The organism is Dinoroseobacter shibae DFL 12 = DSM 16493 (assembly GCF_000018145.1).
In the GTDB taxonomy this organism is placed as follows: domain Bacteria; phylum Pseudomonadota; class Alphaproteobacteria; order Rhodobacterales; family Rhodobacteraceae; genus Dinoroseobacter; species Dinoroseobacter shibae.
Genome location: NC_009952.1, coordinates 60,879 through 73,657 on the forward strand (window position 1 = coordinate 60,879; position 12,779 = coordinate 73,657).

12 protein-coding genes and 1 pseudogene are annotated in these 12,779 nt (G+C 68.6%); 4 read left to right on the forward strand and 9 right to left on the reverse strand.

Annotated elements, in window-relative coordinates; all coding sequences use genetic code 11:
• Nucleotides 1–113 precede the first annotated feature (113 nt).
• A complete protein-coding gene (locus DSHI_RS00290) occupies nucleotides 114–1,445 on the reverse strand; it encodes an amidase (protein ID WP_012176743.1) in 1,332 nt (443 codons plus the stop codon).
• 61 nt (nucleotides 1,446–1,506) lie between these two features.
• On the opposite strand from DSHI_RS00290, the gene DSHI_RS00295 reads away from it, so the two are divergent.
• Nucleotides 1,507–2,772, forward strand: coding sequence for an FAD-dependent monooxygenase (locus DSHI_RS00295; protein ID WP_012176744.1), 1,266 nt, complete (start codon nucleotides 1,507–1,509; stop codon nucleotides 2,770–2,772).
• A gap of 122 nt (nucleotides 2,773–2,894) precedes the next feature.
• Here DSHI_RS00295 and DSHI_RS00300 read toward each other — a convergent pair whose 3' ends face one another.
• The 3 genes from DSHI_RS00300 to DSHI_RS00310 form a co-directional block, all read right to left on the reverse strand.
• Nucleotides 2,895–3,689: an inositol monophosphatase family protein gene (locus DSHI_RS00300; protein WP_012176745.1), complete on the reverse strand. Its 795-nt coding sequence runs from the start codon at nucleotides 3,687–3,689 to the stop codon at nucleotides 2,895–2,897.
• Complete coding sequence (locus DSHI_RS00305; RefSeq protein WP_012176746.1) at nucleotides 3,676–5,022, reverse strand: TldD/PmbA family protein; 1,347 nt, start codon at nucleotides 5,020–5,022, stop codon at nucleotides 3,676–3,678. Before DSHI_RS00305 ends, DSHI_RS00300 begins: the two co-directional genes overlap by 14 nt.
• 77 nt (nucleotides 5,023–5,099) lie before the next feature.
• Nucleotides 5,100–6,590 carry a hypothetical protein gene (locus tag DSHI_RS00310; RefSeq protein WP_012176747.1) on the reverse strand — a complete coding sequence of 497 codons (1,491 nt, stop codon included), beginning with the start codon at nucleotides 6,588–6,590 and terminating at the stop codon, nucleotides 5,100–5,102.
• 115 nt (nucleotides 6,591–6,705) lie between these two features.
• Here DSHI_RS00310 and DSHI_RS00315 point away from each other — a divergent pair, with 115 nt between their 5' ends.
• Complete coding sequence (locus tag DSHI_RS00315) at nucleotides 6,706–7,464, forward strand: SDR family oxidoreductase (protein ID WP_012176748.1); 759 nt, start codon at nucleotides 6,706–6,708, stop codon at nucleotides 7,462–7,464.
• A pseudogene (locus tag DSHI_RS00320) lies at nucleotides 7,461–8,069 on the forward strand (enoyl-CoA hydratase/isomerase family protein); the annotation flags it as partial. The gene DSHI_RS00315 and the pseudogene DSHI_RS00320, both read left to right, overlap by 4 nt.
• A gap of 142 nt (nucleotides 8,070–8,211) precedes the next feature.
• On the opposite strand, the gene DSHI_RS00325 reads toward DSHI_RS00320, so the two are convergent.
• Nucleotides 8,212–8,796, reverse strand: coding sequence for a transglycosylase SLT domain-containing protein (locus DSHI_RS00325; RefSeq protein ID WP_012176750.1), 585 nt, complete (start codon nucleotides 8,794–8,796; stop codon nucleotides 8,212–8,214).
• A 76-nt stretch (nucleotides 8,797–8,872) separates the two neighbouring features.
• Nucleotides 8,873–9,754 carry an AEC family transporter gene (locus DSHI_RS00330; protein ID WP_012176751.1) on the reverse strand — a complete coding sequence of 294 codons (882 nt, stop codon included), beginning with the start codon at nucleotides 9,752–9,754 and terminating at the stop codon, nucleotides 8,873–8,875.
• A gap of 86 nt (nucleotides 9,755–9,840) precedes the next feature.
• Between DSHI_RS00330 and hspQ the strand changes: the two genes are divergently transcribed.
• Nucleotides 9,841–10,167, forward strand: coding sequence for a heat shock protein HspQ (gene hspQ / locus DSHI_RS00335; protein ID WP_012176752.1), 327 nt, complete (start codon nucleotides 9,841–9,843; stop codon nucleotides 10,165–10,167).
• A 47-nt stretch (nucleotides 10,168–10,214) separates the two neighbouring features.
• On the opposite strand, the gene DSHI_RS00340 is transcribed toward hspQ, so the two are convergent.
• The 3 genes from DSHI_RS00340 to DSHI_RS00350 all read right to left on the reverse strand — a co-directional run bounded on the left by DSHI_RS00340 (nucleotide 10,215) and on the right by DSHI_RS00350 (nucleotide 12,716).
• Nucleotides 10,215–11,798, reverse strand: coding sequence for a gamma-glutamyltransferase family protein (locus DSHI_RS00340; protein ID WP_012176753.1), 1,584 nt, complete (start codon nucleotides 11,796–11,798; stop codon nucleotides 10,215–10,217).
• A 61-nt stretch (nucleotides 11,799–11,859) separates the two neighbouring features.
• Nucleotides 11,860–12,297: an ATP-binding protein gene (locus DSHI_RS00345; protein ID WP_050757764.1), complete on the reverse strand. Its 438-nt coding sequence runs from the start codon at nucleotides 12,295–12,297 to the stop codon at nucleotides 11,860–11,862.
• Nucleotides 12,298–12,383: 86 nt separating this feature from the next.
• Nucleotides 12,384–12,716 carry an STAS domain-containing protein gene (locus tag DSHI_RS00350; RefSeq protein WP_012176755.1) on the reverse strand — a complete coding sequence of 111 codons (333 nt, stop codon included), beginning with the start codon at nucleotides 12,714–12,716 and terminating at the stop codon, nucleotides 12,384–12,386.
• Between the last annotated feature and the right edge of the window lie 63 nt (nucleotides 12,717–12,779).

Genomic DNA, 12,779 nt, shown 5'->3' on the forward strand with positions numbered 1-12,779 from the left:
GTATCCGGGGTCTGACGCCCCTTGTTGGCGGTCAGAATACCGGCAGAGCCTTGCGCGGTCTACGAAAAACAGGCGCACGGGGGTGCGCCTGTTGCCCGATTGCCCGGATCGCGTCAGGTCAGCGCGGCCTCCGCCGCCGCCCCGAGCCGCAGGAGGGCGGCCTCGCCGAAGGGTTGGCCCATGATCGACAGCCCGCAGGAGGGGGTGCCCGTGGGCAGGTTCAGCGCGCAGACCCCCATCAGGTTGCCGATGCGCGTGTTGCGCAGGGCGAGCAGGTTTTCCTCGACAAAATAGGCCTTTTCCGACAGGAGCCGGTCCACATTGGGCGGCAGGGTCGGGGCGGTGGGCAGCAGCACGCCGTCGAAGGCCCGGGTGCGGTCCGCCCAGACCGCGCGCAATTCGACCAGCTTGCGCCAGCCCGCCACATAGGCCGGGGCATCGTAGTCCCGCCCGCCGCGGAAGCGGTCGAGGATGGGGGGGAACATCTTTTCCGGGGCGGCCTCGATCACGTCCTTCCAGATGCCGTAGGCTTCGGTGGCAAAGAGCACGCCGGAGAGTGCAAGCGCCTCGTCCACTTCGGGGGCGTGCAACTCGGTGATCTGCGCGCCCGCCTCGGCCAGACGCGCCACGGCGGCCGCGAAGGCCTGCTCGGGCTCGGGCCGGATGTCTTCGAACGCTCCGGTGCGCAGGACGGCGAGGTGGGTGCCTGTGAGGGTTGCGCCGCGCAGGTCGGGGGCTTTCGTGCCCCCGAGGGCGCCGAGCAGGAGCGCCGCGTCCTCCACCGTGCGGGTGAGGGGGCCGACCGTGTCGAAGGCGCTGGCGAGCGGCACGGCGCCTTCGAGCGACAACAGGCCGGAGGTTGTCTTCAGCCCCACGAGATCGTTCCAGGCCGAGGGGATGCGCACGGACCCGCCAGTGTCCGAGCCGATCCCGGCGGCGGCCAGCCCGAAGGCCACCGACGCCGCGGCGCCCGAGGACGAACCGCCGGGCACCGCACCGGGGTCGTTGATGTTGGGCGGGGTGGCGGTGATCGGGTTGAGGCCAAGCCCCGAGAAGGCCAGCTCCGACAGATGCGTCTTGCCGAGGCAGACGAGCCCCGCCGCGGTGGCGTTGGCCAGCACCTCCGCGTCGCGGTCGGGGGTGCGGCCCTTCAGGAGCGCCGTGCCGGACTCCGTGGCCACGCCAGCGGTGTCGAACAGGTCCTTCCACGAGATCGGCACCCCGTCCAGCGGCCCGTGCCGGGTCTGCGACCTGGCGCGATCATGGGCGGCCATCGCCTCGGACAGGGCACGGTCGGGCGTGGTGCGGGCATAGATGCGCGGGCTTTCGGCGCGCGAGGCGATCTTGTCAAGATAGGCCTCGGTCAGGGCCACGGGGTCGAGGGTGCCCTCCGCGATCGCGCGCCCCTGCGCCGCCGCGCTTGCCGTCAGCCAGCTTTTGTCCATTCCGCACCCCGTTTTCGCCGTTGAGAGACATTTCGCCGCGAAGCTACAGGGGCCGGCTGCGATGGACAACGCCCTCACGCAGGGCATATCCAAGAGTATGGCGGATTTTGACAGTGATATCCTGATCGTGGGCGGCGGGCTGAACGGCCCGACCCTGGCCCTGGCCCTGGCGCAGGCGGGTTTGCGCAGCACCGTGATCGATGCGCATAGCGTGGATCGGCGCGCGGACCCGGCCTTCGACGGGCGCAGCTATGCCCTGGCGCTGGCGTCGCAGCGGATGCTGGCGGCGCTGGGCCTTTGGGACGGGTTGGAGGAGCGCGCGCAGCCGATGCTGCGGATCAAGGTGTCGGACGGGCGGCCCGGCGAGGGGGCCGCGCCCTGGTGGATGCAGTTCGACCATGCCGAGATCGAAGAGGGTCCCATGGGGTTCATGGTCGAGGACCGCTACCTGCGTCGCGCGCTTCTGGCCGCGATGGAGGAGTGCGCCGAGATTGCTCATCTGAGCGAGACGATCGTGATCGGCCAGCAGGTCGATGCGGACGGCGTGATCGTGACCCTCGCGGATGGCACGAGCCGGCGCGGCCGGCTGCTGGTGGGCTGTGACGGACGCGCCAGCGGGACCGCGCGGCGGGCCGGGATCGGGCGCACGGGCTGGGGCTATGACCAGACGGCGTTGGTTTGCGCCGTGTCCCACGAATTGCCCCATGAGGGGACCGCGCATCAGTTCTTCATGCCCGGAGGGCCGCTGGCGATCCTGCCGCTGCCGGGCAACCGCAGCTCGATCGTGTGGTCCGAGCGGACGGCGCAGGCCGAACGCTTCGCCGCTCTGGACGATGCCGCGTTTCTGGAGGCGCTGCGGCCGCGGTTCGGGGATTTCCTGGGCGAGATCGCTCTGGTCGGCGCGCGCTTCACCTATCCGCTGAGCCTGACGCTGGCCAACGCGATGGTGGCGGATCGGCTGGCGCTGGTCGGAGACGCGGCCCATGGCGTGCATCCGATTGCCGGGCAGGGTCTGAACCTCGGGTTCCGGGATGTGGGCGCGCTGGCCGAGGTGCTGGCGGATGCGGCGCGGCGGGGCGAGGATATCGCGGCGCGGGATGTGCTGGACCGCTATGCGCGCTGGCGGCGGTTCGATACGGCGACGCTGGCGGTGGCGACCGATGCGGTGAACCGGCTCTTTTCCAACGACAACCCGCTACTGCGGCTGGGACGGGACCTGGGCATGGGGCTGGTCAATGCCCTGCCCGGCGCGCGCCGGACCTTCATCCGCGAGGCGGCTGGTCTGACCGGGGATGTGCCACGGCTGCTGCAGGGGCGGCCGGTCTGAGCCTGCGCGGGCAACGCGCTTCGAAACGCGTTGGACCCGGGTCCGACGCTTTGTCTTCAGGTGATCCTTTGGCGCAGCGGGGAGTGCGAAGGGCCAACAAGCGCCTTCGAAGGCGCTTGGCGCTAGCTGGACCGCTCGGACATGGAGGTGAGCTTTGCGCTGAGCTCGGCGTGAAGCCGGGGATTGGCCGCCACCACGCCCTTGGTCTGTGCCGACGGGTTGTTGAACCGCAACCCTGCGCCGTGGCGGTCAGTCGTTTGCCCCCCGGCTTCCTCCACGATCAGGCAGCCCGCGGCGATGTCCCATTCCCAGCTGTTGCGCAGGGTCAGCATGGCATCGAACCGCCCTTCGCCGGTCAGCGCCAGCCGGTAGGCCAGCGAGCTGCGGAAATGCCGGTCCAGGGCGGGTGGCGTGCCGCCCCAGTGGTGGCCCTCCAGGTTCGGCCGCGCGGCCAGCACGGTGGCGCCTGCGACCTCCGATCGGGTCGAGATGCGCAAAACGGTGCCGTTCAGGGCCGCGCCCGCGCCGCGTGCGGCGGTGTAGAGCTTGTCGCGCAGGGGCAGGTAGACGACCCCGGCCACGGGTATGCCGTTCTCGACCACGGCGAGGGCGTGGGCAAAGGTGCGTTGCCCGGCCATGAAGGACCGTGTCCCGTCGATGGGATCGACGACGAACACCCGCTCGCGGTCCAGCCGGTCCGGCGTGTCCTCGGTTTCCTCCGACAGCCAGCCGTAATCCGGGCGCGCGGCCAGAAGCTCCGTGCGGAGCATCCGGTCCACTTCGAGATCGGCCTCGGTCACGGGGCCTGCACCGCCGGCCTTGTCCCAGGCTTCGGGGTCCTGACGCCAGTGCTTCTCGGCGATCCGGCCGGCCGCCTGCGCCGCGTCGATCAGGAGCGCGAGGTCAGGCGCCGGCAATCGTCAGTCCTTCGACCAGCAGGCTGGGGATCACGCGGCTCAGATGGGGCCGGGCGTCGTTGCCGGGCACCAGGGTCTTGAGCATGTCGCGCAGGTTACCCGCGATGGTGCATTCGTTCACCGGGTAGGCGATCTCGCCCTTCTCGACCCAGAAGCCGCTGGCCCCGCGGGAGTAATCCCCGGTCGTGGGATTGATCGAGGCGCCGATCATCGAGGTCACCCAGAGCCCGGTGCCCATGTCCCGTGCGAGTGCTTCGGCGGGCTTGTCGCCCTGGGTCAGGGCCACGTTGGTCACCGAGGGCGATGGCGGGCTGGAGGTGCCGCGGGCGGCATTGGCCGTGCTCGGCAGGCCCAGCTTGCGGCCCGTGGCCAGATCGAGCGTCCAGCCCTGCAGCACCCCGTTGTCGACAATGAGTCGACGCGCGGTCGGCAGGCCCTCGGCATCGAAGGGACGTGATCCCGTGGCCCGCGGGCGGTGGGGATCCTCGACGAGGCTCAGGCCCGCGGGCAGCACCTGCGTGCCGAGCGCGTCGCGCAACCAGCTGGAGCCGCGGGCGATGGCGCTGCCGCTGATCGCGGCCAGCAGGTGTCCGATCAGGGCGCTGGAAATCCGTTCGTCGTAGAGCACCGGGAAGGCGCCGGTGGGCGGTTTGCGCGCCCCGGCCCGGGCGAGGGTGCGTTCGGCGGCGCGTTTGCCGACTTCTTCGGGGCTGGGCAGGTCGGCCTGGAAGATCCGGCTCTCGCCTGCGTAGTCACGCTCCATCCCGGTGCCCGTGCCGGTGATGGCCACGGCAGAGAGCCCACGGTCGGTACGTGCGTAGCCGCCCGAAAACCCGTCGCTGGTGGCCAGGTGCACGGCGCGGCGGCCATAGCCCGCGCTGGCGGACTGGACCTGGCTGATGCCCGGCAGGGCGAGGGCCGCGGCCTCCGCACGTCGCGCGTCGTCCTCGAGCGCGGCGGGGTCCGGCTCCGGGCTGGGGTCTTGCAACTCCAGCGCGTCGATGTCCCAGGAGGTGGCGAGCGCGTCCGGGTCCGCGAGCCCGATATAGGGGTCGTCCGGTGCCTCGGCGGCCATGGCCACGGCGCGTTCGGCCATCTCGCGGATCGTGTCGCCCGAGGTATCGGAGGCCGAGACCAGCGCCTGTTTCTGGCCCAGCAGGACCCGCAAGCCGAGATCGATCCCTTCGGAGCGCTCGGCCTGTTCGAGGGCACCGGCGCGCACGTCGATGGACACCGAGGTGCCCTTCACCGCCATGGCATCGGCGGCCTCGGCCCCCGCGGCCTTGGCAGCACTCAGGAGGGCATCGGTCAGGGCAGACAGGTCTTGCGGCATGGCACAGGTTCTCCGGGAAACACTCGCTCTGACCTAGGTCGCGCCGCCCCCGGGTGCAAGCGGTTGTCCGGCTTCGCTCAGCGCAGGCGCATCCCGTTGGCCACCAGCCCGCCATCGGGTTTCAGCTCGATCTCTGCCGAGAGCGTGTCGGGATCGTTGCTGGGCGTGGTCAGCATGGCGATCACCATGCGCGCGCCCATGACGTCCGACGGCCGCAGGAGGCCAAGCTCGGCCAGGTTGTCCAGAAGGCCGTTCAGACCGCGCGATGTCATGCCGATGCGGCCGCTCAGCGCGGGCAGGCCGGGCATGGTGCCGCCGCGAGACAAGTCCACATCGAAGCCGCCTTCCGCGGTGATCCGGGCGCCTGCGGCATCCAGGACGAGCCGGTTGATCGAGAGGCTGTCGAGGTCGAGCATGGTCCGGGCGCCTGCGCGCGGGTCCAGCAGGTCGTCGGAGGCGCGCCCTTCGCCGGTCAGGTCCACCTCCAGCGTGGCGGGACTGCGCGGCAGGAGGCCGACGGGATCGAACATCGCCCAGACCTCTTCGTCCACGGTCAGCTCCTGTAGCTTCAGGCCCAGCCCGATCGGGCGCACGTCCTCGGTGGGGGTGGCGGGCAGGGTGATCTGCAACGCCATGTTCGCGGCGGCGGCATCGAGGGGCGAGGCCAGCGAGGGCACCAGCGCCTGGATGTCGAGCCCCTGGGCCCGGGACGCCACCGAGACCTGTCCATCGGCGAAGGAGACCGCGCTGCCGCCGCCGGTCGTGGACAGGGCGGCCCCGCCGGCCACCCCGTCGATCTGCCCACCGACCGCGAGGCTCAGCCGGGCATGGCGGCTTTCGAAGCTGTAGGGCGTCTGCCCGGTCAGGAGGGCCGCGGTGTCCGCCGTGGGCGACATCAGCAGCGCACTGCCCCGGTCCGAGAAGGCGTAATCCGTCAGCGCGATCTGCAGCCGCAGCGCGCTGTCGTCCTCGGGCGCGCTGAGCGCGACGGCGCCGGACATCTGGGCGACGCTGAAGGCGCTGTCGGCGATTTCTGCGCCATAGGCCGACGACAGGGCGAGATCGGTGAAGGTCCAGGTGAATTCCGACACCTCCGCCGTGCCATCATCCTCGAACGCGCTCAGCCGCAGGACCGCCGCCGGGGTGGTCGTGTCGAAGGACATGTCGCCCGGTGCACCGCTGGCCAGGGTGACGAGGTCGGTGGTCTCGAGCAGCAGCTCGGCCCGGTCTATGCCGACGCCGCTGTCATCTTCGAGCAGGATCCGGAGTTGCGGCGGATAGACGATCTCGACCCCGCCCGTGTCCAGTTCACGCAAGGTGAGCCGGTCGATCAGGGTGGTGACGCGGGGCGCGTCCTCTTCGGAGATCAGCGTCACTCCCTCCAGCGTCAGGGTACCGGCGCCGGGGGTGGCAACCGCGGCGCGCTGGCGCAATCCGCCGCGCTCCGAGATCTGCTGCATCTCTTCCCAGACCTGTGCCGCGGTGAGGGCCAGGGCCGGCGCGGGCAGGCCCAGCACGAGCAGCGAAAGCGCCGAAAAACCCGCGCGGCGGAGAAGGGGAAAGCGCATAGAGACCTCTCTGGTCGATGTGTCGAGAAAACACTTTCTTTGTTCCTGCCTCTCCGTATACGGTCAAGCCCCGAGGGGTGAGAGCGGGCAAAAACAAGAAGGGATTACCCGGTCCATGAGCCAAGTTTCCGGAAAATCGGTTCTGATCACCGGCGCCAGCACCGGCATCGGCGAAGCCGCGGCGCGGGCCTTTGCGGCGGCTGGCGCCCATGTGACGTTGCTGGCCCGGAACGGGGAGGCTTGCACCCGGATCGCCAAGGAGATCGGCGGCGGTGCGCTCGCCATACCCGGTGATGTCAGCGACCCTGCCACCCTGCCTGCGGCGGTGTCGCAGGTCTGTGCCACCTACGGCAAGCTCGACATCCTGATCAACAACGCGGGGGTGATCACGCCGATCGCCCCGCTGGAGACGGTCGATGCCACCGCCTGGAGCGCGCTGATCGATATCAACCTCAAGGGGGTCTTTTACGGGATGCGCGCGGCGCTGCCGGTGATGAAGGCGCGCGGGGCAGGCACGATCATCACCATCAGTTCGGGTGCGGCCCATAACCCGTTGGAGGGGTGGAGCGCCTATTGTGCCTCCAAGGCCGGGGCGGCGATGCTGACCCGCTGCGCCCATCACGAGGCGGGTGGCAGCGGGCTGCGGATCATGGGGCTGAGCCCGGGCACCGTGGCCACGGAGATGCAGAGCGTGATCAAGGGCTCCGGCGTGAACCCCGTCAGCCAGCTCGACTGGTCGGTGCATATCCCTGCCGACTGGCCCGCCCGCGCCCTGGTCTGGATGTGCGGCCCGGAGGCGGATGCCTATATCGGCACGGAGATCTCCCTGCGGGACGAAGACCTGCGACAGAAGATCGGACTGACATCCCCATGATCGAGACCACCCATGGTGACGGGCAGTGCGTGATCACCCTGAACCGGCCGGACAAGGCCAATGCCCTGACCGCGCCCATGCTCGAAGCGCTGGAGCGCGCCCTGATCGAGGCGGAGGCCGCCGGACTGCGCGTTGTCGTGCTGACCGGGGCGGGCAAGGTGTTCAGCGCCGGGGCCGACCTGGAGGCGGCGCGCAATGGTGGGCTGACCACCCACCCGGTCTGGGAGCGGGTGTCGTCGCGCATCGCAGGCTATCCGGGGCTGACCGTGGCGGCGCTCAACGGGACTTGCGCGGGGGGCGCGCTGGGCATGATGTTGGCTTGCGACCTGCGGGTCGCGGTGCCGACGGCCAAGGTGTTCTACCCCGTGCTGAAGAACGGGTTCCTGCCGCAACCTTCGGACCCGCCGCGGTTGGCGGCGCTGTGCGGGGTGAGCCGGGCGAAGATGATCCTGCTGGGCGGGGCCAAGGTGGCGGCGGAGACCGCCCTGTCCTGGGGCCTGTTCGACCGGATCGCCGCGCCGGAGGAGTTGATGGAGGCGGTGGACGGCTTCACCGTCGATGCCAAGGGCGCATCGCCCGGCTTGCTGGCACAGATCAAGGCCCTGTGCCATGGCGATCAACCCGGCCGCGACCGGCCCGGCCCCAGCCCGGCACCGGCGATGCAGCGGCACCCGCAGCCGCTGGGCACAGAGGCGGTGTTCACCGCCTCGGCCCCGTCCGCGGAGCAGGACACGGGGCGCTAGGGACTCAGCGCTTGTTGCAGGACTTCAACTGGCGGTCGTACATCGCCGCCCGTGCCGCCACGTTGTTGGCCACCCGCATCAGCCAGGCTTTCTGGTTGTAGCTGCCCCGGGCATAGCCGGTATGGCCCTCGTGATAGGCCAGGTACTGCCGCCGTGCGTCCGTCTTGGGGATGCCATTGCGCTGCTCGGTCTTGGTCATGTACCAGCCCATGAAATCCGTGGCATCGCGGATGTTGTTGCGCTTGGCGCGCCACCGGCCCTCTTCGGCGAGATACTCGTCCCAGGTGCCGTCGAGCGCTTGGGAATACCCGTAGGCCGAGCTGACCCGCCCCATGGGAATCACCCCCAGCGCGAAACGGTAGGGGGTGCGCGCATCGCTCTTGAAGCGGCTCTCCTGGTAGATGGTGGCCATCTGCACGGGGACAGGCACGTCCCATTTGCGTTCCGTCCGCTCCATCGCCTTGAGATAGGCCGGGCGCTGGGCGACGATCGCGCAGGCATCATCCAGCCGCGAGGGCGGATTCGATCCGGACCCGCCGCATGCGGCCAGCAAAAGGAACACCATCGAGAGGCGAAGTTTACTGCTCATCCTGCTCTCTCAGTCTTTTGTTATTCCCACAAGCTTAGCCAAAAACAGGCTCTCGGAAAATGGTTAAAGAGTGGTTTCAGATCACAAAGGCGAGCAGGAGTGGCAAAGCCACCACCGAAACGAGGGTGGAGACCACCACAAGGCCCGCCACGGCGTCGGCATCGGCGCGGTATTTCTGTGCCATCAGGTAGCTTGTAACCGCGACCGGGGTGCTGACCTGCAGCACGAGCACCCCGAAGGCCACGGGCTCCAGCGCGAAGGCGCGGCCGATGGTCCAGCTTATGCCGACGCAGACCACCAGCTTGAACACCGACAGCCACAGTGCCTTGCCGATGCGTCCGGGCCGTAGCCCGGCGATGGCGACGCCCAGAGTGATCAGCATCAGCGGGATCGCAAGCTGGCCGATCAGCTCCAGTGCGTTGGTCAGGAACACCGGTGTCTGCCAGCCCTGCCAGAGAAACAGCGCGCCGAGCAGGGTGGCGGCAACCATGGGTTCCTGAATGACCTTGCGCAGGGAGCCGCCGCCCGCGACCACCCAGGTGCCGAAAGTGAAGGAATAGATCGCCATGGCCGCGAAGACGACGACGCCGTAGCTCAGCCCGGTCTCGCCGAAGGCGAAGAGCGCCAGCGGCAGGCCGAGATTGCCGGTGTTGCCGAAGGTCAGGGGGGCGAGATAGTCGCGCTGCCGATCCCCCACCGCCCGGATGTAGATCGAGAAGACCACGGTGATCGCGATATAGGCCGACAGGGTCGCCAGGGACACGGTGCTCAGGGCTGCCGGGTCGATCTCGGTCTGCATCAGGGCGGTGAAGATCAGGCAGGGCACCGCGAGGGTCATGCCCATGCGCGTGACGAATTCCAAGGGGTAGTCCCAGCCCAGGCGCACCCAGCCAAACCCGAGCCCCGCGAGCAGGAAAACAGGTGCGACGATGTTCAGAACTGTCAGGAGCAAGTTCACAGTCTGTTTCCCGGAGCGACGGTTTGTTCGATGGACATCTGGCCGATGGCACCCTATTTTGGAAGGCAAGAAAAGGTTGTGATGTGATGCTCAAGGCACAGGCAAAATACAATCTCGGACAGGTGGTTCGGCACCGGAAGCATCCCTTCCGGGGCGTGGTCTTTGATATAGACCCCGAATTTTCCAATACCGAGGAATGGTACGACGCCATCCCCGAAGACAGCCGTCCGCGGAAGGACCAGCCCTTCTATCACCTGCTCGCCGAGAACGACCAGAGCTATTACGTGGCTTATGTGTCGGAGCAGAACCTGGTGGTGGATGCCGCCGGCGGTCCGGTCGATCACCCGGATGTCCCGGACCTGTTCGGGGATTTCGACGGGCGGCAATACCCGCTGCATTTCCAGATGAACTGATCCGGTGATCCCGGCTCCGGGATGGAGCCGGGGTTGCGGGCGCACGCTCAGTAGCCGAGGGCACAGCCGTCCTTGCGGGGGTCGGAGGCGCCTTGCAGAACGCCGGTTTCCGGGTCGATCCAGATCGCCTGGGCGCCGCCGATGGGCGTGTCCGGCACAATGACCTCATGGCCCATGGCCGACAGCTCGGCGCGGACCGCGTCGGAATAGCCCCGCTCCACCTGAAGGCCATAGCGCGGGTCATGGAAGCTGCGCGGGGCGTCGAGATTGGCCTGCGGGTGCAGCCCGTAATCGACGAGATTGGTCAGGACGCGCGCATGGCCGTTGGCCTGGTAGGGGCCGCCCATGACACCGAAGGGCATGACCAGCCGGTCGTTCCGGCGCAGCATGGCGGGGATGATGGTGTGCATGGGGCGCTTGCCGCCGCCTGCCTCGTTCGGGTGGCCGGGCGTGAGGTTGAACCCTGCGCCGCGGTTGTGGAACAGGATGCCGTAGCGGTCGCTGGCGATGCCGGAGCCGAACCCGTCGAAGATCGAGTAGATCAGCGACACGGCCATGCGGTCCGCGTCGACCACGGTGATGAAGATCGTCTCGCGGTGGACGTGTTCCGACAGGGCGGCGGGATCGGCCATGGCCCGCTTGGGATCGATCAGGGCGGCGAGCGCATCGGCGGTCTCGGGGCGCAACATGTGGTCGAGCCGCGTGGTGTGGTCCGGGTCTGCGACGAAGCGGTTGCGCGCGTCATAGGCGAGCTTGGCGGCTTCGGCCTCCAGGTGCGCGCGGGCGGCGCCGAAGGGATCGAGTGCGGGCAGGTCGAACCGGGCGAGGATATTGGCCATCAGGATCGCGGTCGCGCCGTGGCTGTTGGGCGGCAGTTCCACCAGTTCGGAGCCCTTGTAGTCGCCGCGGATGGGCGTGGCGTCCATGCAGGCGGTTGCGGCGAAGTCGTCGCGTGTGTGGGTACCCCCCGCGGCGCGCAGGCTGGCGACCATGTCCTCGGCCACCGCGCCGGTGTAGAAGCCGTCACGGCCCTCGCGGGCGATCTTGCGCAGCACCTCCGCTTGCCGCGGGGCACGGAACATGGCCCCGGCCACGGGCGGTTTGCCGGCTATAAGGTAATGGTCGCGGGCGGTGCCGTTCAGGCGGGCGGAATCGGTGGCCCAGTCGAAGGCAACGCGGGGCGCGACTGGAATACCCTGTTCGGCATAGTGGATGGCGGGCGCAAGGATCGCGTCGAGTCCGGCGCGGCCCCAGCGCTCTGACATGTGGCAAAAGGCGTCGACAGCCCCCGGCACCGTGACCGAGGCCGCCGCCGCGGGCGGCATGGTGGTGTGGCCCGCGGCGCGCAGGGCCGCCGGGTCCAGGGCCGCAGGGGCCTTGCCGGAGCCGTTGAGGCCCAAGACGTCTTCGCTGCCCGCGGGTTTGATCAGGGCAAAGCAGTCGCCGCCGATCCCGGTCATCTGGGGTTCGCACAGGCCCAGCAGAACCGCGCCGGCGATGGCGGCGTCGAGCGCGTTGCCGCCGTCGCGCAGGATGTCGAGAGCGACCTTGGCGGCGAGCGGGTGGGACGTCGCGCACATGGCGTTGCTGGCAAAGACGGCGGACCGTCCGGGTAAGTGAAAATCTCGCATGATGGGCTCCTCGCTGCGGCCGTCACATTAGGCAGCCCGCGCGCGGGTGCAAGGCGAGAGGCTAACCGCCGGCGGCGAAGGGGATGATAAACCGCGTCTCGTTCCGCTCCGCGGCGCGGGTATAGATCAACTCTTCGGTGAGTGTATGGATCAGGTGCCAGCCGAACCCGCCCTCGGGCAGGTCCTGAAGCGGGGTGTCCGAAGTCGGGCACCTGCCTTCGGGCAGGTTCAGGCCCGGCATGGCCACACCACTGTCATGGAGCACGACGCGCAAACCGGTTTCTTCCAGAGCACAGCGGAGACGCACAACTTCATCCGGGGACTCACGGTATGCATGTTCGACGACATTGTTCATGGCTTCGGCCAGAACGACCTCGACGATCCCCGCATCCTCGCTCTCGACCCCGGCATCCCGCAGCGCGGCCAGAAGCTCCGCCAGGGTTTCTCGCACCTGAGCATATCGGCTCGGGAATTCGTAGGTTTTCTCAAATTCCTTCACCCAGAGGCTCCTCCTCGTGGCGGATGGCTGTGCGGTGTCGGGGCGCGCGGCGCAACGGGTTTTGCAGGCCATGACGACGGCAGCCCTCAGGCAGCTTCCAAAGCCTGAGCGGAGCTTTCATAGACCTTGAAAACCTTGTCCATCCGGGTCAGGCGGAAGACCTTCTGCACCACGGGATTGAGACCTGCGAGTTCGAGGCGCTTGCCTGGTGCATAGGCCTTCATCACGGCCACAACGGCGCCAAGGCCGGAACTGTCGAGAAACTGGACCTGCGCAAGGTCGAGAATCACGCGCCCATGCGCGGTACGCCCGATCGCCTGCATCGTATCCTTGAACTGAACCGCCGAGGAGGCATCGATCCGGTCCTCGTGCACGACGGCAACTATGGTATTCCCATGGGCAGTGGTCGTTACCTGCATCTCTGGTCCTCATCTAGACTTGCATGCGCCGAGCCTAGGACCGATGGGTTACCAGAAAATGAG